Raw genomic sequence first — 20,128 nt, 5'->3', positions numbered from 1 at the left:
GGTGACCTCGCCACACCCCTTCCCGCACCCCGCGCAGAGCCCGGCCGCCCAGGGGCACGACCCCGTCGCCGCCGCGCTCGCCGGGCTCGGGCAGCACATCGACTGCGCCGGTCTGCCCGGCTTCTCGCTCCAGGGCCCCGAGGTGCTGTGGCAGGTGGTGAGCGGCGCCCTCGACCTGTTCGCGGTCGACGCGGCGGACGGCGGCCACTGGCACTTCCTCGGCCGCCTCGAACCGGGCACCCTGCTCCTCGGGCCCGTCGAAGGCCCGCGCCACACCCTGGTCGGCCGCCCCCTGCGGGGGTGCGTGCTGCGCCGCATCCCGCTGCGCGAGCTGTACCGGCCTCCGCACTCCACGGGGTACGAGGGCTTCAGCGCGAGCGGGTACGACACCGGTGACGCGGCCCTGAGTCTGTTGGAGCATGCCTTCTCGCTGGGGGTGGCACGGGGTCAACGGGTGCTGTTCGAGGCCCCGTTGGACGGCCGTACGGCCCCGGACGACGCGGTGGCCGACGACGACAATCTGTGGCTCGCGGTCGCGCCCGGCAGCGTGCAGTACGGGGCCGCGTTCAGCGCCGAGGCGGCCGGTGACCTGCTCGTCGACGGCGCCCTGTGGCAGGGCATGGTCAATCAGCAGTACCGGCTCCTTTCGGCGCTGGACCGCTGGATCGAGCGCATGGAGCGCGCCCACGAGGACCGCACCGCGGCCGGGATCAAGGCGGGCGAGACCGTCCGCGAGGAGGCGGACCGGGCGCTGCTGACCTCCATCGGCCGCACCCGCGGCGCGCCGTCGCGCGCCGCGTCGCCGGGCGACGACGTGACGTACGCGGCCTGCCGGCTCGTCGCCGAGGCGGCCGGCATCACCCTGGCCGACCCCTCGCTCGGCGGCGCGGTCGGCGACCGGACCGACCCCGTCGAGCGGGTCGCGGTCGGCTCGCGGATCCGCACCCGGCCGGTGAGACTCGACGGCCGCTGGTGGCGCGAGGACTCCGGCCCGCTGGTGGGCCACCGCACGAGCGGCACACCGGTCGCGCTGCTGTGGCGGCGCGGCGGGTACGACGCGGTGCACCCGGCGTCGGGCCGGCGCACCCGGGTGGACGCGGGCAATGCCGGGGAGTTCGAGCGGCGCGCCGTGATGTTCTACCGCCCGCTGCCCGAGCGGCCCCTCGGCGCCTGGGGGCTACTGCGCTTCAGCCTGCGCGGCACCCGTCCGGACCTGCGCCGGCTGCTCCTCGCCGGCCTCGTGACGGTGGCGCTCGGCGCCCTGGTGCCGCTCGCGACCGGTCAGGTGCTCGGCTCGTTCGTGCCGCGCGCCGAGACGGATCTCATCGTGCAGGTGTCGCTGGCCGTCGTCGTCGGCGCCGTCGTGTCGGCCGCGTTCACGCTGCTCCAGAACCTCACCGTCCTGCGCATGGAGGGACGTATCGAAGCCACCCTCCAACCCGCCGTGTGGGACCGCCTGTTGAGGCTTCCGACCGCGTTCTTCGCCGGGCGTTCCACCGGCGAGCTGGCGAGTGCGGCGATGGGGGTCGGCGCGATCCGCCGGGTCCTTTCGGGCACCGCTCCCGTCGTCCTGCAGGCGGGCACGGTCGGGCTCGTCAACCTGGTCCTGCTGCTGTGCTTCAGCGTGCCGCTCGCCCTGGTGGCGATCGCCGTGCTCCTGGTCGTCGCGGCGGTGTTCCTCGCCCTGGGGATGGGGGAGCTGCGCTGGCAGCGCCGTCTGGTCGCGCTGAGCAACAAGCTCAACAACCAGGCGTTCCAGACCCTGCGCGGACTGCCCAAACTGCGGGTCGCGGCGGCCGAGAGCTTCGCCTACGGCGCGTGGGCGGGCGAATTCGCGCGCAGCAGGGAGCTCCACAAGCGGGCCGGGCGGATCACGAACATGACGACGGTCCTCAACGCCGTGTATCTGCCGCTGTGTTCACTCCTGATGTTCGCCCTGCTCGCGGGGCCGGCCCGCGGTTCGCTGTCGGCCGGCGCGTTCCTGACGTTCAACACCGCGGTGACGATGCTGCTCACGGCCGTCACCCAGCTCACCGGGGCGTTCGTCTCGGCCGCCGCGGTGCTGCCCATGTTCGAGCAGATCAGGCCGGTGCTCGACGAAGCACCCGAGGTGCGCGGGGCCAGCACCCAGCCCGGTGTCCTGTCGGGCGGGATCGAGGCACGAGGGGTGTCCTTCCGCTACGCCGACGACGCCCCGCTCGTCCTGGACGACGTGTCGCTGAAGGTGGCGCCGGGCGAGTTCGTGGCGGTCGTCGGGCCCAGCGGCTGCGGCAAGTCGACCCTGCTGCGCCTGCTCATCGGCTTCGACGACCCGGTGTCGGGCAGCGTCCTGTACGACGGCCAGGACCTGTCCGCCCTCGACCGGGCGGCCGTGCGCCGCCAGTGCGGGGTCGTGCTGCAGAACGCCCAGCCGCTCTCCGGGTCGATCCTGGACTGCATCTGCGGCGCGGAGGCGTTCAGCCAGGAGGAGGCGTGGCAGGCGGCCGCGATGGCGGGGCTCGCCGAAGACATCAAGCGGATGCCGATGGGGCTCCACACCATGATCTCCGGCGGCGGGGCCATCTCGGGCGGCCAGCGCCAGCGCCTCATGATCGCCCAGGCGTTGGTGCGGCGCCCCCGCGTGCTGTTCTTCGACGAGGCCACGAGCGCCCTGGACAACGAGACCCAGCGCGTCGTGATGGAGAGCACCAGGGGTCTCGACGCCACCCGTCTCGTCATCGCCCACCGGCTCTCCACGGTCCTGGACGCCGACCGGGTGATCGTCATGGCGGAGGGCCGCGTGGTACAGCAGGGGCCGCCCGCCGAGCTCCTCGCCGATCCCGGCGGAAGCCTGCACGAGTTGGTGCGACGCCAGCTGCTCTGAATGCCCCGCGCGGTGGCATGGTGGAGGGTGAGCATCACCGCACGCTCCTGGAGTAGGCCATGATCAAAAGGACGGCTGTGCGCACCCGTTTCGCACCGGACCGGGAGCTGACCACGCGCATGCTGGTCACGGTGTTCCTGCTGGGCCTGCTGTACGTGGCCTTCGTCGCGGTCCTCGTGGTCCTGCTCAAGTCGGTGGTCGTGGTCGTCGTGGTGGCGGCGGCCGTCCTGTGGTCTCAGTACTGGTTCTCCGACCGGATCGCCCTGTACGCGATGCACGGCCGGGTCGTGACCCGCCAGGAGCAGCCGCATCTGCACGGCGTCGTCGACCGGCTGTGCGCCACCGCGGACATGCCGAGGCCGCAGCTCGCCGTCGCCGACACGGACCTGCCCAACGCGTTCGCCACCGGCCGCAACGCCGACCACGCGGTGCTCTGCGTCACCACGGGGCTGCTGCGCCGTCTGGAGCCCGACGAACTGGAGGGAGTGCTGGCGCACGAGCTGTCGCACGTGGCGCACCGCGACGTCGCGGTGATCACCGTCGCCTCGTTCCTCGGCGTGGTCGCGGGGCTCGTCGTGCGCTTCGCGTTCTACTCGCAGCTGTACGGGGGCCGCGGACGGCGCGACCAGAACACGATGGTGGTCCTCGCGGCCGTCATGGGGGTCTCGGCGCTGGTGTACTCGCTGAGCTTCCTCCTCATCCGCACGCTCTCGCGCTACCGCGAACTGGCCGCCGACCGGGCCGGCGCGCTGCTGACCGGGCATCCGTCCGCCCTCGCCTCCGCGCTGACCAAGCTCGACGGCGACATCGCCCGCATCCCCGGCAAGGACCTGCGCACCGCGAGTGCGTTCAACGCCTTCTACTTCGTGCCCGCTCTCGGCGCGGGCAGCCGCGTCGCCCGGCTCTTCGCCACCCACCCGAGTCTGGAGGAGCGCCTGGAACGGCTGGCCAGGATCTCGGCGGAGCTCGGGCGTCCGGCATGACCGGGACACGGGCCCCCGGACACGGGTCGGCCCCTTCTGACGAAGGACACAGCGCATGGGTTTCCTGGACGTCCTGCTCGGCCGCACCCGGCCCGCCGCACCCGACCTCGACCGGCTGTTCGCGCTGCCGTCCGCCGTGGTGACCCTGCGGGCGGCCACCGGGTTCACGCCGACCGGCCGGGGTTCGGTGTGCTTCACCACCGTGGAGGGCCGGGCCTTCGCCGGGATCCGCGAGGACGTGACACAGCTGCTCGAAGCGGACGGCGAACGCGGGGGCGCCCCTGTGGAGTTCAGCCGTGACTCCTACGGTTTCTCGTGGCTGCTCTCCCGTCGGGGCCCCGACGGCCTGACCTCGCTCGTGGGCGATCTGCACGCCGTGAACAGCGCACTCGAAGGGGCCGGGTTCGGCCCTCAACTCCTGTGTTCGCTGGTCGGGTTCGAGGACGCGGAGGGCCGGGCGTTCGCCTTGGTGTACCTCTACAAGCGGGGCACGTTCTATCCGTTCGCGCCGCTGTCCGCGGACCGGCGGGACAACGCACTCGAACTGCGGATCAGCGCGGTCCTCGCGGACGACGTGCGGATCGAGAAGGATCTGTCCCGCTGGTTCCCGGTCTGGGGCGCCCCGGGTCTGTGAGGCCCGCGCCGCGGGAGCCGCCGCCTTCCGGCGGGGCGCAGCCGTGACCCGGTCCCTGTGCGACACAGCGGTGCGCGGGCCGCGTTGAACGCCCTTCGGTCCGCGCGCGTACTGGGATGTGTTCGCCGCCGCCCCTCCCCCACCCCGAAGGGCCCCTCGTGAGGCACGCATCGAAGCACGGCGCGGCCCGCCGGGTCCTCGCGCTCGCGGCCGTGAGCACACTGATGGGCACCGGTGCGGCGCTGCCTGGGAAGGGGCCCGCGCCCTCGGTGGCCGCGGTGGACGACTGTGCCGGGGGTGGTGTGGACGTCACCGCGAGCAACGCGGGCGACGCGCCGTTCCGCTTCCGGCTGGCGGGGGTCGCGGTGACCGTCGAGCCGGGCCGGGCCAGGACCATCACGGTGCCGGTCGGCGAGGGCCAGAGCTACCGCTTCACCGTGCTCGGCCCGGACGGCTTCCGCCAGGACGTCGACGGTGTCCTGCGGTGCGGGACGCCCACGCCGTCGGCGGCGGCCGCGGGTGACCGCGCGGCCGGGACGACCGGGACGACGGACGCGGGTCAATCGGGGTCGGGGGCCGGGACGGCGGCCCCCACGCCCCGCGCCGTGGCCGCGGCCACCGGCACGGACGAGCGACGGCGGGTGATCGCCGGGGTCGGCGACCTCGACGGCCTGATCACGGGCGCGGTCCTGGTGCTGCTCGGCGCGATGCTCTTCGTCATCCGCCGGCTCACGCCCCCGTAGGCGTGGGGCTCAGAAGTCGGCCTGCGCCTTGACGTCGGCGCGACCCACGGACTCCAGGCCGTACATCGAGCAGTACAGGTTGCGGATGTACTCGATGTCGGGGTCGTGGGTGCGGGCCTCGCGCGAGGGATAGAGCACCGTCAGCTCGTAGGAGTTCTCCCTGTTGATGCTGCCCGTCTTGTCGCGCCACTGCCCGCGGCCCTCTTGTATGGTCAGGCCGACCGGGAACCGGGGCGTGATCACATCGGCGACGAACTTCATGAACTGGTCGTCGGTGATGGGCGGTTCGCCGTTGTGACGGCCCGTTCCGAAGTAGAGATGCGTCGCCACGTAGGGGCTGCCGTGGGTGGTGGTCTGCGCCTGCGACGCCGGCGTCACGGCGGTGCCGTAGGCGACCTCGGAGACGGGGCCTCCGGCGGCGAAGAGGAGCACGACCGCCACGAGAGCGGCGGCCGCGGGCGTGGACACCCGGATGTGAAGCATGTTGTCCCTGTCTGTCGGCTTGGGGTGGGGTGGTGCGTGCGGAGCCCGGCGGGCCTAGCGGGAAGGCCGGCCCTTGTCCTCGGGATGAGGGGGGACCGCCTCCAGCAGGAAGGCCGCCGCGTCCCGCAGGTTCGGGGGCGCCGCCACGCAGTCGCGCAGCTGGGTGGCGGTGCGGGCGAGGGTCTGGGTCGTCCGCGCGGAGCCGATGCCCGCGGCGCGCGGGGCCAGGTCGGCGATGAGGCCTTCGGCCTCGCTCCACGCCCCGGCCCCGGTCAGGGCGGCGAGGAGTTCCGCGGTGAAGAGATGGCGGTATGAGGGGCCGGGGGTCGTGGCGGCCTCGTACAGCAGCGGGATGGCGTGGTCCCAGTCGTGCAGCCTGGCCAGGACCCAGCCGTGGTGGCCGGTGAGTTCTGGCTCGTCGATCCACCACGACCAGGGCGGGTCGAGGCGCGAGGCGCCGTCGAGGAACCGGCCTCGGGCGCGGGCGATGAGCGCGCCGGCCTCCCGGTGGCCGCCCAGGAGCGCGATCGCGTGGGCGCGGCGGATCAGGACGAGGGTGGCGACCAGATTCGGCAGCGGCCGCGGGCCCGCCACCTCGGCCACGGCGTCGAGGGCGGCCCTCGGGCGGCCCCGGTGGGTGTGGAGCATGCTGTGGTTGAGCAGCACCAGTCGGGCGATGGCGCGGTCGCCGCAGCGTTCGGCAAGGGCCAGGGCCCTCAGGTTCATGCGGTGGGCCCCGCGGTTGAGGCCCGCGTCGAAGAGGATCCAGCCGATCACTTCGCACAGTTCGGCGAGGGCGGCGGTCAGATCGCGGTCCGCCCCGTACAGGCCGGCCGGGTCGGCCGTCAGCTCCGGTACGCGCATCAGGAGTTGACGTACGGCCGGCAGGGCGGCCGTCGCGCCGTGTGCGGCGTCGAGCGCCACCAGATGCCGGACCGCGCGCGACGCCGTGGCCGCCGACGTCCGGCGGCCCGCGTCGTCGCGCGCCGCGACGGGTGGGTGGGACGCCTGGGTCATGAGGGGATTCTGGCGGGGACCGGCACGGGCCGGCCCTGGGTGAGGGCGGTGAACGAGGACGCCACCCGCGTCAGCCACTCCACCTCGTCGCGGAAGTCGTCGTACGGCGGCCGTGCGGGGATGTCCGCGGCGTCCGCCTGCTCGTCCCGCTCCGATGCGGAACGGTCGAGGACGGCCCGCACCTGGAGCGCCTCGCCGAGCGGGGACGTGGGGTCCTCGGGGAGGCCGAGCGAGCGGGCCACGCGGGAGAAGTCCGCGAGCGAGAGCGAGGTGCGCAGCATCAGCTGTCCGTCGCGTATCTCGATGACCCGCCGGTAGAGGCTGTAGTGCGGATCGCGCGGCGGGACCAGGTCGCGCGCCCAGGAGCGGGGCGGGTCGAGCGCGATGTCCGGCGAGGCCTGGCAGAGCGCCCACCACAGCGGCCGCAGCCTGAGGTAGGAGCGGTAGCTGCGCAGCCAGCCCGCGGCGCGGGTCAGGTGGATGCCCCACGACGGAATGGTCCAGCCGGTGATCTGGAGCAGGGCTCCGACGGTGCCGCACGACCACTGGACGGGGTCGAGGGCGGAGGCGTCGTAGTGCAGCCGGGTGCCGGCGATCTGGATGCTGCGGGTGACGCAGTACACCAGGATCAGGCTCGCGCCCACGGTCACCGTGCGCATACCGACCTTGAGCCATTGCCGGTTGGCCATCTTGGTGAAGCGCAGCGACAGGCGGACCGTCTCGAACTGCCCCACACCGCAGATCACGAGATAGAACGACATGTACAGCGCGTACCGGCCGTCCTGGATGCTGAGCAGGATCGTGGAGGTGGCCGTCTTGGCGCTGGCGACGGGGCTCACGGCGAGGGAGGCCACCACGAGGACGCACAGCGCGGCGCCGAAGAACAGCACCCGTCGCCCCGCCCGCCCGCGGGCCGCTTCGGGGGGCGACGACCAGTACACGAGGACGACCTGCTGGGCCGCGGTGAGGACCACGACGGCGACCTGCACGATCAGTGAGGTGATGTTGGGCAGGCCGAACAGGTCGGAGATGTGTACCCGCAGGGCGTCCAGGTCGACCAGGAAGCTGATGCCCGAGCACAGGAAGTAGACGCAGAGCGCCCACAGGGCCACGTCGTGCTTCCTGCGCAGCAGGTCGGGCAGCCGGTAGCCGAAGGCGGCGATGCCGCCGAGCGCGCAGACCCAGGTGAGGACCGTGTTGACCGCGTTCACGACGGGTCCGGGTGGCCGACGCCGTTCTCGATGCGGGCGACGATCTCCGCGGCCTCGTCGGGGACGCCCCAGGCCGGTTCCAGCCACCTCTTGGTGGCGCGGGCCAGGATCAGCGACGCCATCGTCTCGGCCTCCTGCTCCTCGTCGTCGCTGTAGCGGGACCGCATCAACATGCCCTGGACCTCGGCCGGTTCGACGTCGGTGAACAGGCGGCTGGTATCGCTGTGGTCGAATTCCACGGAACCGCGGTGGGCAAAGGCGATATGGGAGAGCTCATGGGCGATGATGTGTTCTTTGTGTGACGGGGAGGCGGCTTTCTCGTAAGCGATGATGTCGAAGTCGTCGAGTTTCAGCCAGAGACCGAAGAGATGCCGTTCCGGGAAGGGCATCGGAATCAGATGGATCGGACGCCGGTTCTGGGTGCTGAGATAGCGGTGCAGTTCATCAATGCCGCACCCGTGCTCCATGCCCCAGTCCGCGAGCAGCGCCTCACAGTTTTGACGAACCTTTTTGAGACGGCGCCTGAGCCGACGGTCCTCCGGCGACGGTAACGCAGAGCCAGACACCTTCATCCTTAGCCTTCCACGCCTTCCACGCTGGAGAAGCAGGCCGTTGCGAAGCCGATTTCAGCGGCTCGGGGGATTGCGGCGTCACACCCCCGGGCAGACAACGCGGCCATGATGCCACACCCTCAACTCCCGGGCCTGTGCAGTTGCTTTCGCCCGGTTCAGCCGAGAAAACTGAGCCGGACCTGCCGGTTGGGATTGTCCTTGTTCGTATCCACCAGGCACACCGACTGCCAGGTGCCGAGGGCGAGCCGGCCGCCGACGACCGGCAGCGTGGCGTGCGGCGCGACGAGCACGGGCACGACGTGGTCGCGGCCGTGGCCGGGGCTGCCGTGCCGGTGCTGCCAGCGGTCGTCGGCGGGAAGCAGGGTGTGCAGCGCGGCGAGCAGATCGTCGTCGCTGCCCGCACCGGTCTCCAGGACACCGATGCCGGCGGTGGCGTGCGGCACGAAGACGTTGAGCAGACCGTCGCGGCCCGCCGCGTGCCGGCGCAGGAACTCCTCGCAGTCGCCGGTCAGATCGGTCACCGTCTCCTGCGAGCCGGTCGTGATGGTCAGGACATGGGTGGTGAAGGCGTCGGACATGTCTCTCATCTTCCCGGCCGCACGCCCGGTACGCGCTGTGCCGCACCGAAGCCGCCACCCCATGGGTCGCCCAATGGGCAAGATCACGCGTCCGAGGGGCGAGACGTCGTTGACCCCGTCCGGAACGGGTCGCTACGTTCACGCCATGTCACGTTCAGCCCTGCTCACCACGCGCGGTCACATCGACCTGCTGCGGGTGGCGTCCGCCGCCTGTTGTCGCGGCTGCTGACGTTCCGGCGCGTCCCGTCCGGCTGTTGACGCCTTCCGCCTCGGCCCACCGGCGCCGCCGGCCTTCCCCCCGGCTTTCACCGCACCAGTCCTGACACGGAGCCGTCCCGGGTTTCCCCGGCTCTTCGCACGCCTCGCCCTCGCCCACTGACACCCGTCCGTGCGCGGTCGCGATGCCGCGAGGTCACGCTCCGTACCAGCACCCGCGCTCCCGCCCCGCAAGGGCCTGCCTTCGCGACCGTCCACGCCGGCCCGCGCCGGTCCGGCCTGCCCGGGGCCGCCCCTGCCCAGCGCCTTCCACCGCTTGGACCCATGGAGTTCCCATGACCGTCGACCATGCCCCGCCGGATGCCGTCGCCCCGGCCGAAGAAGCCGCCCCGCCCCGCGGCGCCGCCACCGCGCCACCCGCCGGCCCCGCACTCGAACCCGTCGTTCCCCTCGCCTCGCGGGGCGGCCGGCTTCGCTCGGTGCCGCGCTGGCTGCGCCGCACCGTGGGGCCGCTGACCCTGCTCGTCCTGTGGCAAGTCCTCAGCGCCACCGGGGTGTTGAGCCCCGACACGCTCGCCTCGCCCGGCACGGTCGCCCGCGCCGGCACCGATCTGATCTCGGACGGGACGCTGCCGTCGGCGATGGGCATCTCGCTCCAGCGCGTGGCGGTGGGCCTGCTCGTCGGGGGCGTGGCCGGGATCGTCCTGGCCCTGCTCTCCGGGCTCTCGCGGCTCGGCGAGGACCTGATCGACGCCACCGTGCAGATGCTGCGCACCGTGCCCTGGGTCGGCCTGATCCCGCTGTTCATCATCTGGCTCGGCATCGGCGAGGCACCCAAGGTCGCCCTCATCGCGCTCGGCGTGGCCTTCCATCTGTATCTGAACGTGTACGCCGGGATTCGCGGCGTGGACGCCCAACTCGTGGAAGCGGGAAAGGCGTTGGGGCTCGGCCGATGGGGTCTGGTGCGCCATGTGGTGCTCCCGGGCGCCCTTCCGGGCGCGATGACCGGGCTGCGGTACTCCCTCGCCACGGCCTGGCTCGCCCTGGTGTTCGGCGAGTCGATCAACGCGGACGCCGGCATCGGCTTCCTGATGAACCAGGCCCGCGAGTTCTTCCGCACCGACGTGATCGTCGTGTGCCTGGTCGTGTACGCCTTCCTCGGCCTGCTCGCCGACGCCGTCGTCCGCACTCTCGAAAGGCTGCTCCTGCAATGGCGACCGACCTTCACGGGCCAGTGACCACCACCGCCACCGCCCCCACCGATGCCGACGCCGTACGGGTCGAGGGACTGACCCGCGCGTTCGACGGGCGACCCGTCATCGACGGACTCGATCTCACCCTGCGGGCGGGCGAGTTCACCGCGCTGCTCGGGCGCAGCGGCTGCGGCAAATCGACGCTGCTGCGGGTACTCGCCGGTCTCGACCGGGAGATCGAGGGCACGGTGCTGGTTCCCCGGCGGCGGGCCGTGGCCTTCCAGGCACCGCGCCTCATGCCCTGGAAGCGGGTGTGGCGCAACGTACTGCTCGGACTGCCCGGCAAGCCCCAACGGGCGCTCGCGGAGGCGGCGTTGGAGGAGGTCGGGCTCGGCCACCGCTCCGGTGCGTGGCCCAAGACGCTCTCCGGCGGCGAGGCCCAGCGCGCCTCGCTCGCCCGAGCGCTGGTGCGCGAACCCGATCTGCTGCTGCTCGACGAACCGTTCGGCGCGCTCGACGCGCTGACCCGGATCAAGGCACAGCAACTGGTCGCCGAACTCTGGCAGCGACGCGGCTGCGCGGTCCTGCTGGTGACGCACGACGTGGATGAGGCACTGCTGCTCGCCGACCGCGTCCTGGTCATGCGGGACGGCGCCATCGCCCATGACACGTCCGTCCCGCTGGAGCGGCCCCGCTCGGTCGGCGCGCCCGGCTTCGCCGCGCTGCGCTCCCGCCTGCTGGGCGAACTCGGCGTGGAACAGCCCGCTGTCGCCACCGCCTCCGCCGCCTGACTCCGGCGCCCGATTCCGGCACGGGAACCTGACGGGAACCCGCCCCGAACCTCAACGACCCCGCCCGCACCCCGCTCGGCGCACCCCGCGCACTGTGCGATCTCCGCGAAGGAAAGAACGTATCCATGCGACGCCACACCCTGCCCGTTTTGATGCTTCTGCCGCTCACCGTGCTTCTGGCCGCGTGCGGCGGGAACTCGGCCGCGGACACCAAGGCCGGGTCCGGCTCGGGCTCCGGCTCGGTCACGCTCGACGTCGGTGACCAGAAGGGCGGTTCGGAGGCCATCCTCAAGGCGGCCGGTGAGCTCGACCACCTCGACTACACGATCAAATGGTCCACCTTCACCTCCGGGCCGCCGCTGCTCGAAGCGGTCAACGCCAAGGCCGTCGACATCGGCGGGGTCGGCAACACGCCACCGGTCTTCGCCGCGGGAGCCAACTCCAAGATCAAGATCGTGGCGGCGACTCATGGCTCCTCCGCGGGCGAGGCGATCCTCGTCCCCGAGGACTCCCCGCTGAAGCGGCCCTCCGACCTCAAGGGCAAGTCGATCGCCGTGGCCCAGGGCAGCTCCGCCCACTACCAGTTGCTGTCCACCTTGAAGAAGGCCGGGCTCGGCATCGGCGACGTCACGCCCACCTACCTCCAGCCGGCCGACGCGCTGGCCGCGTTCAACCGGGGCAAGGTCGACGCCTGGGCGGTGTGGGACCCGTACACCTCGCAGGTCCTCGGCTCCAAGAAGGGGCGGATCCTGACGACCGGTGAGGGGCAGGTCAACGGCCTCGGATTCCAGGTCGCCTCGCCGGCCGCGCTCAAGGACCCGGCGAAGGCGAAGGCCATCGGCGACTATCTGCAGCGCCTCAACCGCGCCCAGGACTGGGTCTTCAAGCACCCCGAGGAGTGGGCCAAGGTCTGGTCGAAGGAGACCGGACTGCCCTACTCCGTCGCGCTCGACTCGGTGAAGCGCAGCAACGGAACCCGCGTCGCGGTGGCCGTGGACGACGCCGCGATCTCCTCCGAGCAGCAGATCGCCGACACCTTCGCGGATCTGAAGCTGATCCCTCGGCGCTTCTCCTTCAAGGACTACGTCGACACCCGCTTCAACGGCTCGCTTCCCCCCTCCACCACCGCGCCCCGCTCGTACGGAAAGGCCTCTTCCTGATGACCGTTCACCTGCACTGGTTCCTGCCCACCGGCGGTGACGGCCGTACCCTGGTCGACCGCCACGCCTACACCGACGGCGGCCTCAAGCGCTCGCGGCTCTCCCCCGTGACCGGGGTGCGCGCGCCCGACATCGATTATCTGGCCCAAATCGCCAAAGCGGCCGAGCAGTTGGGCTTCGAAGCGGTGCTGACGCCCACGGGCACGTGGTGCGAGGACGCGTGGCTGACGACGGTCGCGCTCGCCCAGCACACCGAGCGGCTGAAGTTCCTCGTCGCCTTCCGGCCCGGTGTGATCTCCCCCGTGCTCGCCGCGCAGATGGCCGCCACCTACCAGCGCATCACGCGCGGACGGCTGCTGCTCAACGTGGTGACGGGCGGAGACTCCACCGAGCAGCGGCGCTTCGGCGACCACCTCGACCACGACCGGCGCTACGCCAGGACCTCGGAGTTCCTCTCGGTCGTACGGGGCGTCTGGCGCGGGCAGCCGTACGACTTCGACGGCGAGCACTACCAGGTGGAGGGCGGCCTGACCGCGCTGCCGCCGGACCCGCTGCCGGAGATCTTCTTCGGGGGCTCCTCGCCGGCCGCGGGCCCGGTGGCCGCCGATCACGCGGATGTCTATCTGACCTGGGGCGAGCCCCCCGCGCAGGTGAAGCAGAAGATCGACTGGATCCGGGGGCTCGCCGAGGAGCGCGGGCGCACGGTGCGCTTCGGCATCCGGCTGCACACCATCTCGCGGGACTCCTCGCGCGAGGCGTGGGCGACGGCCGACCGGCTGCTCGGCGATCTCGACGCCGAGACGATCGCAGCGGCCCAGCAGGCGCTCGGCAAGAGCGAGTCGGTGGGCCAGCAGCGGATGCTCGCCCTGCACGGCGGCTCGCGGGACTCCCTGGAGATCTCGCCGAACCTGTGGGCGGGCGTGGGTCTGGTGCGCGGTGGGGCCGGCACGGCCCTGGTCGGAAGCCATGCGCAGGTGGCCGACCGGATCGAGGAGTACCACGAGCTCGGCGTCGAGCACTTCGTGCTCTCGGGCTACCCGCATCTGGAGGAGGCCTACTGGTTCGGCGAGGGCGTGACCCCGGACCTCGCGGCACGCGGGCTTCTCGCGACCATCCCGGCCTCACCGCTGCTGGGGGTGCCCGCGGCGAGCGGGCGCCCGGCGTCCGCGCCGGGCGGGGCCCCGCTCCTCGTGGGTGGCGGCCGCTGAACGGACGCGGTCGCTGACCGGGCGCGGTCGCCGAGCGGTCCGGCCCGGGAAGATCTCCGCACCCGGCGCGGTTGGTAGAACCGTGAACGGCATCGGGGTGCGCGAGATGGACGTGGTGGTCATAGGCGCCGGGCAGGCGGGTCTGTCCGGCGCCTACCACCTGCGGCGGGCGGGCCTGGAGCCCGGCCGCGACTTCGTGGTGCTCGACCACGCGCCGCGTCCGGGCGGCGCCTGGCAGTTCCGCTGGCCCTCTCTCACCTACGGCAAGGTGCACGGCATGCACGCGCTGCCCGGCATGGAGCTGACCGGCGCGGCCGCCGGACGTCCGTCGTCCGAGGTGATCGGAGAGTATTTCGCCGCGTACGAGGACGCCTTCGGCCTGCGGGTGCACCGGCCCGTGGACGTGGCCGCCGTACGGGAGGGCGACGGCGGCCGGCTGCTCGTCGAGACCTCGGAGGGCGGGTTCGCCACGCGCACGCTGATCAACGCGACCGGGACCTGGGACCGGCCGTTCTGGCCGCGCTACCCGGGCCACGAGGTGTTCCGGGGGCGGCAGTTGCACACGGCGGACTATCCGGGACCCGGCGCGTTCACCGGGCAGCGGGTGGTCGTGGTGGGCGGCGGGGCCTCGGGCACCCAGCATCTGATGGAGATCGCCGAGGTGGCGGCGCGGACGACCTGGGTGACGCGGCGGCCGCCGGTCTTTCGCGAGGGCCCCTTCGACGAGGAGGCCGGGCGGGAGGCCGTGGCGATGGTGGAGGAGCGGGTGCGTCTCGGGCTGGCGCCGAGGAGCGTGGTGTCGGTGACCGGGCTGCCACTGAACGACGCCGTGCGGGCGGCGCGGGCGAAGGGCGTCCTCGACCGGCTGCCGATGTTCGACCGGCTGACCGAGCACGGGGTCGCCTGGGACGACGGACGGAGCGTCGAGGCCGACGCCATCGTCTGGGCCACCGGTTTCCGTCCGGTCGTCGGCCATCTCGCTCCGCTGCGGCTGCGCGAGGCGGGTGGCGGCATCCGGCTCGACGGGACCAGGGCGGTCCGGGACGAGCGGGTCCATCTGGTCGGCTACGGCCCCTCGGCATCCACGATCGGAGCCAACCGCGCGGGCCGCGCGGCGGTGCGAGAGATCGTGCGGCTCCTGGAGCGCGAACCGGCCGGGGTGTGATGCGTTCTGCGATCAGCCTTGCGAGCGGCCCGGTGATCAGCCTTGCGGTCGGCCGCCGTCGCGCTTCTTCTGGTTCTCGTTGAACTCCCTTACGTTGTCCAGCTGTTGGGCGTAGCTGTCGGTGAACCGGGTGTCGCCGGGCGCCACGGTCACGAAGTACAGCCAGGCGCCGGGTGTGGGGCGGATCGCGGCGTCCACGGCCTGCTGCCCGGGGTTGGCGATGGGCGTCGGCGGCAGCCCTTTGTGCTCATAGGTGTTGTACGGGCTGTCGGTCCTGGTGTCGTCCGTCGTGGTGGCCAGCGTCGAGCGGTTGAGTGCGTAGTTCAGCGTGGAGTCCATCTGGAGCGGCATACCGCGCTGCAGACGGTTGCGGATGACGCGCGCGACCTTGCCCATGTCGGCCACCGAGTCGGCTTCGGCCTGCACGATCCCGGCGATGGTCACCACCTGATAGACCGTCAGCCCACTACCCCGGGCGCCTTCCGTGATGCGGTCCTGACCGAAACGCCGGTTGGCGGTCTCGACCATGTAGCCGAGCAGGCCGCCCGGGGTCGTGTCGTCCGTGACCGGATAGGTCGCCGGGAACAGATATCCCTCGGGATTGCCCCGCGCCTCGGCCGGCAGCTTGAGCTTCGTGGCGGCCGCGGCCTTCTTGGCGGTGCCGGGCGACAGATCGAGGCGCTTGTCGACGGCCGCGTACACCTGGCTCGCCCGCCAGCCCTCCGGCACGACGAGGCTCCGGGGCGGCGCGCCGGACTGCCGCAGCACCAGGACGAGCACCACGGCGGCCACCACGAGCAGGGCGACCAGCAACAGGAGCAGTCGGCCGCGGCGGGTCAGCCGGGGGCGACGGCCGTACGGGGTCTCACTCATGGCGGCACGCTACCCCCGAATTTACGACATATCAGACATTCGGGGGTCGTCGACGCGTGCCCATACGGAGCAGGAGAACACACGAACAGGGGATCGGGTGTTCGCTGGTACGCGTGATCGTCACGCCATTCGTTGCTCAACTCCCCTGTGGCGAAGGATGCTTGAGGGGCGCAAGCGACGGGCTGCAGACCGGGCCTTGCGCAGTCCCACGACGGCATCGCTCCGATGCCACCGCACCAGCAGAAAGCACGATCATGAACCTCATCACCGACCTGCTCGCCGGCGTCTTCCACTTCCTCGGCTGGCTCGTCTGACGGTCGTCACGCCCGGCGCCGCCGTTCCCCGTCCCACGGGAGCGGCGGCGTCGCCGTGTGCGGGGCCTCGGCGGCCGGCTCCACCCCGGGCGACACGGGCCGCGACCGGGAGAGCGGGCTCAACTCCGCACGGGGGCCGGCTCGGCATCCCTGCGCACCAGCGCCGCGTATCTGCCGTCCCGGTCGACCAGTTCCTCGTGGGTGCCGCGCTCGGCGATGACTCCCCCGTCGAGGACGACGATCTGGTCCGCGTCGCGCACCGTGGAGAGGCGGTGGGCGATGGTGATGGTGGTGCGGCCTTCGGAGAGCGCGTCGATGGCCTGCTGCACCGCGTGCTCGGTGCGGGTGTCGAGCGCGCTGGTCGCCTCGTCGAGGATGAGCACGGGCGGGTCGCGCAGGATGGTCCGGGCAATCGCCAGCCGCTGCTTCTCGCCTCCGGAGAACCGGTAGCCGCGCTCGCCGACCAGGGTGTCGTAGCCGTCGGGCAGCGACACGATGTGGTCGTGGATCTGCGCCGCGCGGGCCGCGGCCTCCAGCTCCTCGTCGGTGGCGTCGGGCTTGGCGAAGCGGAGGTTCTCGGCGACGGAGGCGTGGAAGAGGTACGTCTCCTGGGAGACCACGCCGACCGCTCGGGCCAGGCTGTCGAAGTCCAGGTCGCGCACGTCGACGCCGTCCAGGGTGACGCGGCCGCCGGTCACGTCGTACAGGCGCGGCACCAGATAGCTGAGCGTGGACTTGCCGGAGCCCGTGGGGCCGACCACGGCGAGGCTGCCGCCCGCGGGCACGGTCAGGTCGATGCCCGCGAGGGTGGGGCGTTCCTGCTTCTCGTCGTAGCGGAAGTCGACGTCTTCGAAGCGGACGGTGCCGCGCACCGTGGTCAGGCGTACCGGCTCGTCGGCCTCGGTGATGTCCACGGGCAGATCGAGGTATTCGAAGATGCGCTGGAAGAGGGCGAGCGAGGTCTGCATCTGCACACCCGTGGCGAGCAGGCTCACGGCGGGGCGGAACAGGCCCTGCTGGAGCGAGACGAAGGCGACGAGCGTACCGATGGAGATCGAGGGGCCGTCGGTCTGGAGGGCGAGGCCGGCCGCCCAGTAGATGACGGCGGGCATGGCGGCCATGACGATGCCGATGGTGGACATGCGCCAGCGCCCGGCCATGTTGGAGCGCACTTCGAGGTCGACCAGACGCTCGGACTCGGCGGCGAAGTTCTTGGTCAGCGAGTCGGCACGGCCCATGGTGCGGCCGAGCAGAATGCCGCTGACCGAGAGCGATTCGGTGACCTCGGCGGCCATCGCGGCCATCTGCTTCTGACGCTGGGTGGTGATCTTCTTGCGCTCACGGCCGACCCGGCGGCTGATCCACACGAACACCGGCAGCAGCAGGAGCGAGACACAGGTCAGGCGCCAGTCCAGGGCGAGCATCGCGACGACGGAGGCCACGACGGCCGTCAGGTTGGAGACCAGGGAGGTGGCGGTGGAGGTGACCGTCGCCTGCATTCCGCCGATGTCGTTGGCGATGCGGGACTGCACCTCGCCGGTGCGGGTCCTGGTGAAGAAGGCGAGCGGCATCCGCTGGAGCTGGGCGTACACCGCCGTGCGCAGGTCGTGCATGACGCGCTGGCCGACGGTGGTGCTGATCAGGGTCTGGAGCACGCCGAAGACGCTGGTGAGGACCGCCGTGCCGATCATGCCGAGGGCGAGCAGGCTCAGCAGGCCGGTGCGGTGGTGCGGAATGGCCACGTCGAGGATCTCGCGCAGCAGGAACGGCGAGGCGACCGAGACGAGCGAGGACGCGGCCACGAGCAGTCCGACGATGGCGAGCCGGGCGCGGTAGGGGCGGAACAGGGTGAGGATGCGGCGGACCTGAGCCGGCTCCGGGGGCTCGGCGCCGCGGGGCGGGGGTGTCCAGGTGGATTGTTCGGGGCGCATGGGCTCCTTCGCCAGGGATGAGGGCGCCCGCCGGGAGGCGGAGCGGCGACGACTTCGAGAGCATAGCTCATTGTTACCTATACTCACAATGAACCAGGTCCTGTTATTGTTCCCGTATGCAGCCACACATTTCCCGGGCCCCCGACGCCGACGGTCTGCTGGCCGAGCAGTTGCTGAGACTCACCCGCCGACTGCACCGGATCCAGAAGCACCACCTGGAGCCGGTCGGCATCACGCCCGCCCAGTTCCGGCTGCTGCGCACGGTGGCGCACTGGAACGAGCCGCCGCGCATGGCCGACCTCGCCGCGCGCCTCGAAGTGGTGCCCCGCGCCGTCACCACCCTGGTCGACGCGCTGGAGGAGAGCGGCGACGTGCGCCGGGTGCCCGATCCGAGCAACCGCCGGGTGATCCGGATCGAGCTCACCGACGCGGGCCGCGCCACGCTGCGCACGCTGCGCGGCGCGCGCAGGGGCGCCGCGGAGGAGATCCTCGCCCCGTTGACCGCCGAACAGCGCGAGGTGCTCGGCGGACTGCTGACGACGCTGGTGGACGGAGCCCCGGAGCGCGGCTGCTGAGCGAGCGCCGCCGCATCGCCCGACACACCCTTCGCGCCCTCCCGATGAAACGCCACCAGGCGCCCGCCGACCGGTATCAAGAGTCCAGCCGACACCCTTGCGCGCTCCCCCGCCCCGCCCTTCCCGGGATCTCCCGGGGCCGGGCGGGGACCGCGCGCGTCGGCGCCTGGACATCCGGTCGATCACCTGGAGCCTCAATGCACGACACAGCACCGGAGCACCACGACGTCAGCCGCCGCTCCGTCCTGTGGTCCGCGGGGGCCGCGGGCGCCGCCGTCGGGATCGGCGCGTCGGGCGGCCCGGCCGCGGCGGCCGGGCGGACGCCGGTGCGGGAGCGGCCGCGCCGGGGCGCCACCATGGCCGGGGTCCCCTTCCAGCGGCGTTCGACCGTACGCGTCGCGATGGTGGGCCTCGGCAACCGCGGCGCCGCGATGCTCGATCTGTATCTGGCCCTGCCGGGCGTCGCCGTGGTGGCGCTGTGCGACCCGGTGAAGGCGAAGGCCGAGCGGGCCGCCGCCAAGGTCGCCGCCGCCGGGCAGCCCGCGCCCGCCGTGTACGTCCACGGCGACCACGACTACGAACAGCTGCTCAGGCGCGGTGACATCGACTTCGCACACGTGGCGACCCCCTGGGACTCCCACTTCGACATCGCCGGATCGGCGCTCCTGAACGGGGTCCATGTCGGCGTGGAGTGCCCCCTGGCGCTCCGGCTGGATCAGCTGTGGGACCTGGTGGACCTCTCCGAACGGACCCGCAGGCACTGCATGCAGCTGGAGAACTGCTGCTACGGACGCAACGAGATGCGGGTGCTGCGCATGGCGCACGCCGGCACGTTCGGTGATCTGCTGCACGGCGCGGGGGCGTACAACCACGATCTGCGCGCGATGATGTTCGACCCCGCCTACTACGAGGGCCCCTGGCGCCGGCTCTGGCACACCCGGCTCCGCGGCGACCTGTATCCCAACCACGGCTTCGGTCCCGTCGCCAACTACATGGACCTCAACCGCGGCGACCGTGCGGTGAGCATCGTCAGCGTCGGCTCGCCCTCGCTGGGCCTCGCACAGTACCGGGCCGCCAACATGCCTGCGGGAGACGCGAGTTGGAAGGAGACGTACATCGGAAGCGATCGCACGATCAGCCTCGTGCAGACCGCGAAGGGGCGGGTGATCCGGCTGGAGCACGATGTGTCGACGCCCCACCCCTACAGCCGGATCAACAGCCTCGCCGGCACCAAGGGGCTCTTCGAGGACTACCCCGAGCGGATCTACATCGAGCCGGACCACGGGAACGACGCGTGGGGCGACTTCTCGCGGTACGCCGAGTGGGACCACTGGCTGTGGAAGGAGCACGCCAACCCGCCGGGCACCCATGGCGGGATGGACTACATGCTGGTGTTCCGGCTGATGCAGTGCATGCGTCTGGGACTCGTACCCGACTTCGACGTGTACGACGCGGCGACCTGGAGCTCCCCGGTCCCCCTGAGCCACCTGTCGATCAAGCAGCGGGGCATGCCGCAGGAGATCCCCGACTTCACCCGCGGTGAATGGAAGAAGGCCCGGCCCGGAGTGGACTCCGTGAAGCCCGCCGAGGTGTGAGTGCGCACTGGGGCCTTGCGGCC

The 20,128-nt window shown here is 71.9% G+C and carries 19 protein-coding genes; 12 read left to right on the top strand and 7 right to left on the bottom strand.

Features of this window, described 5'->3' with window-relative positions; translation table 11 throughout:
• The first annotated feature begins 1 nt into the window (after position 1).
• The 4 genes from OG432_RS30745 (at position 2) to OG432_RS30730 (ending at position 5,223) form a co-directional block, all read left to right on the top strand.
• The gene (locus OG432_RS30745) at positions 2-2,863 is read left to right on the top strand and encodes an NHLP bacteriocin export ABC transporter permease/ATPase subunit (RefSeq protein ID WP_328314213.1); all 2,862 of its coding nucleotides are present in this window, start codon (positions 2-4) and stop codon (positions 2,861-2,863) included.
• A gap of 59 nt (positions 2,864-2,922) precedes the next feature.
• Entirely contained in the window at positions 2,923-3,846 is a 924-nt protein-coding gene (htpX, locus tag OG432_RS30740) for a zinc metalloprotease HtpX (protein WP_443058487.1), read from the top strand.
• A gap of 55 nt (positions 3,847-3,901) precedes the next feature.
• A complete protein-coding gene (pspAB, locus tag OG432_RS30735) occupies positions 3,902-4,480 on the top strand; it encodes a PspA-associated protein PspAB (protein ID WP_328314212.1) in 579 nt (192 codons plus the stop codon).
• A gap of 158 nt (positions 4,481-4,638) precedes the next feature.
• Positions 4,639-5,223, top strand: a complete 585-nt coding sequence (locus tag OG432_RS30730; RefSeq protein WP_328314211.1) for a phospholipase domain-containing protein — start codon at positions 4,639-4,641, stop codon at positions 5,221-5,223.
• A 9-nt stretch (positions 5,224-5,232) separates the two neighbouring features.
• On the opposite strand, the gene OG432_RS30725 is transcribed toward OG432_RS30730, so the two are convergent.
• From OG432_RS30725 to OG432_RS30705, 5 genes are all read right to left on the bottom strand, one after another.
• Positions 5,233-5,706 carry a DUF3574 domain-containing protein gene (locus OG432_RS30725; protein WP_328314210.1) on the bottom strand — a complete coding sequence of 158 codons (474 nt, stop codon included), beginning with the start codon at positions 5,704-5,706 and terminating at the stop codon, positions 5,233-5,235.
• Between the two features lie 54 nt (positions 5,707-5,760).
• Positions 5,761-6,723: a DNA-binding protein gene (locus OG432_RS30720; RefSeq protein ID WP_328314209.1), complete on the bottom strand. Its 963-nt coding sequence runs from the start codon at positions 6,721-6,723 to the stop codon at positions 5,761-5,763.
• Complete coding sequence (locus tag OG432_RS30715) at positions 6,720-7,934, bottom strand: MAB_1171c family putative transporter (RefSeq protein WP_328314208.1); 1,215 nt, start codon at positions 7,932-7,934, stop codon at positions 6,720-6,722. The genes OG432_RS30720 and OG432_RS30715 overlap by 4 nt, the downstream gene beginning before the upstream one ends.
• On the bottom strand, positions 7,931-8,506 hold the full coding sequence (locus tag OG432_RS30710) for a hypothetical protein (RefSeq protein ID WP_328314207.1): 576 nt from the start codon (positions 8,504-8,506) through the stop codon (positions 7,931-7,933). The genes OG432_RS30715 and OG432_RS30710 overlap by 4 nt, the downstream gene beginning before the upstream one ends.
• 155 nt (positions 8,507-8,661) lie before the next feature.
• A complete protein-coding gene (locus OG432_RS30705; RefSeq protein WP_328314206.1) occupies positions 8,662-9,084 on the bottom strand; it encodes a YjbQ family protein in 423 nt (140 codons plus the stop codon).
• A gap of 551 nt (positions 9,085-9,635) precedes the next feature.
• On the opposite strand from OG432_RS30705, the gene OG432_RS30700 reads away from it, so the two are divergent.
• From OG432_RS30700 to OG432_RS30680, 5 genes are all read left to right on the top strand, one after another.
• The gene (locus OG432_RS30700; RefSeq protein ID WP_328314205.1) at positions 9,636-10,538 is read left to right on the top strand and encodes an ABC transporter permease; all 903 of its coding nucleotides are present in this window, start codon (positions 9,636-9,638) and stop codon (positions 10,536-10,538) included.
• On the top strand, positions 10,511-11,284 hold the full coding sequence (locus tag OG432_RS30695) for an ABC transporter ATP-binding protein (RefSeq protein WP_328314204.1): 774 nt from the start codon (positions 10,511-10,513) through the stop codon (positions 11,282-11,284). The genes OG432_RS30700 and OG432_RS30695 overlap by 28 nt, the downstream gene beginning before the upstream one ends.
• 125 nt (positions 11,285-11,409) lie before the next feature.
• Positions 11,410-12,444 carry an ABC transporter substrate-binding protein gene (locus OG432_RS30690; RefSeq protein WP_328314203.1) on the top strand — a complete coding sequence of 345 codons (1,035 nt, stop codon included), beginning with the start codon at positions 11,410-11,412 and terminating at the stop codon, positions 12,442-12,444.
• A complete protein-coding gene (locus OG432_RS30685) occupies positions 12,444-13,652 on the top strand; it encodes an LLM class flavin-dependent oxidoreductase (protein WP_328314202.1) in 1,209 nt (402 codons plus the stop codon). The genes OG432_RS30690 and OG432_RS30685 overlap by 1 nt, the downstream gene beginning before the upstream one ends.
• Before the next feature lie 97 nt (positions 13,653-13,749).
• The gene (locus tag OG432_RS30680; protein WP_328315307.1) at positions 13,750-14,817 is read left to right on the top strand and encodes an NAD(P)-binding domain-containing protein; all 1,068 of its coding nucleotides are present in this window, start codon (positions 13,750-13,752) and stop codon (positions 14,815-14,817) included.
• A gap of 36 nt (positions 14,818-14,853) precedes the next feature.
• Here the strand turns inward: OG432_RS30680 and mltG are convergent, their stop codons facing one another.
• The gene (gene mltG / locus OG432_RS30675) at positions 14,854-15,690 is read right to left on the bottom strand and encodes an endolytic transglycosylase MltG (RefSeq protein ID WP_328314201.1); all 837 of its coding nucleotides are present in this window, start codon (positions 15,688-15,690) and stop codon (positions 14,854-14,856) included.
• Between the two features lie 161 nt (positions 15,691-15,851).
• On the opposite strand from mltG, the gene OG432_RS30670 reads away from it, so the two are divergent.
• Positions 15,852-16,004, top strand: coding sequence for a hypothetical protein (locus OG432_RS30670; protein ID WP_328314200.1), 153 nt, complete (start codon positions 15,852-15,854; stop codon positions 16,002-16,004).
• 119 nt (positions 16,005-16,123) lie between these two features.
• Here OG432_RS30670 and OG432_RS30665 read toward each other — a convergent pair whose 3' ends face one another.
• A complete protein-coding gene (locus OG432_RS30665) occupies positions 16,124-17,935 on the bottom strand; it encodes an ABC transporter ATP-binding protein (RefSeq protein ID WP_328314199.1) in 1,812 nt (603 codons plus the stop codon).
• A gap of 116 nt (positions 17,936-18,051) precedes the next feature.
• Here OG432_RS30665 and OG432_RS30660 point away from each other — a divergent pair, with 116 nt between their 5' ends.
• Positions 18,052-18,510, top strand: coding sequence for a MarR family winged helix-turn-helix transcriptional regulator (locus OG432_RS30660; RefSeq protein ID WP_328314198.1), 459 nt, complete (start codon positions 18,052-18,054; stop codon positions 18,508-18,510).
• A gap of 197 nt (positions 18,511-18,707) precedes the next feature.
• Entirely contained in the window at positions 18,708-20,105 is a 1,398-nt protein-coding gene (locus OG432_RS30655) for a Gfo/Idh/MocA family protein (RefSeq protein ID WP_328314197.1), read from the top strand.
• The last annotated feature ends 23 nt before the right edge of the window (positions 20,106-20,128 follow it).

Source organism: Streptomyces sp. NBC_00442 (assembly GCF_036014195.1).
Lineage (GTDB): Bacteria > Actinomycetota > Actinomycetes > Streptomycetales > Streptomycetaceae > Streptomyces.
Note: the sequence above shows the minus strand (reverse complement) of the source record. Positions and strands in the feature narration are given on the sequence as shown.

Coding starts and splice junctions, on each gene's coding strand:
- htpX (WP_443058487.1), top strand. CDS start 2,923: ATGATCAAAAGGACGGCTGTGCGCACCCGTTTCGCACCGGACCGGGAG.
- pspAB (WP_328314212.1), top strand. CDS start 3,902: ATGGGTTTCCTGGACGTCCTGCTCGGCCGCACCCGGCCCGCCGCACCC.
- OG432_RS30725 (WP_328314210.1), bottom strand. CDS start 5,706: ATGCTTCACATCCGGGTGTCCACGCCCGCGGCCGCCGCTCTCGTGGCG.
- OG432_RS30720 (WP_328314209.1), bottom strand. CDS start 6,723: ATGACCCAGGCGTCCCACCCACCCGTCGCGGCGCGCGACGACGCGGGC.
- OG432_RS30710 (WP_328314207.1), bottom strand. CDS start 8,506: ATGAAGGTGTCTGGCTCTGCGTTACCGTCGCCGGAGGACCGTCGGCTC.
- OG432_RS30705 (WP_328314206.1), bottom strand. CDS start 9,084: ATGTCCGACGCCTTCACCACCCATGTCCTGACCATCACGACCGGCTCG.
- OG432_RS30700 (WP_328314205.1), top strand. CDS start 9,636: ATGACCGTCGACCATGCCCCGCCGGATGCCGTCGCCCCGGCCGAAGAA.
- OG432_RS30695 (WP_328314204.1), top strand. CDS start 10,511: ATGGCGACCGACCTTCACGGGCCAGTGACCACCACCGCCACCGCCCCC.
- OG432_RS30690 (WP_328314203.1), top strand. CDS start 11,410: ATGCGACGCCACACCCTGCCCGTTTTGATGCTTCTGCCGCTCACCGTG.
- OG432_RS30685 (WP_328314202.1), top strand. CDS start 12,444: ATGACCGTTCACCTGCACTGGTTCCTGCCCACCGGCGGTGACGGCCGT.
- mltG (WP_328314201.1), bottom strand. CDS start 15,690: ATGAGTGAGACCCCGTACGGCCGTCGCCCCCGGCTGACCCGCCGCGGC.
- OG432_RS30665 (WP_328314199.1), bottom strand. CDS start 17,935: ATGCGCCCCGAACAATCCACCTGGACACCCCCGCCCCGCGGCGCCGAG.
- OG432_RS30660 (WP_328314198.1), top strand. CDS start 18,052: ATGCAGCCACACATTTCCCGGGCCCCCGACGCCGACGGTCTGCTGGCC.
- OG432_RS30655 (WP_328314197.1), top strand. CDS start 18,708: ATGCACGACACAGCACCGGAGCACCACGACGTCAGCCGCCGCTCCGTC.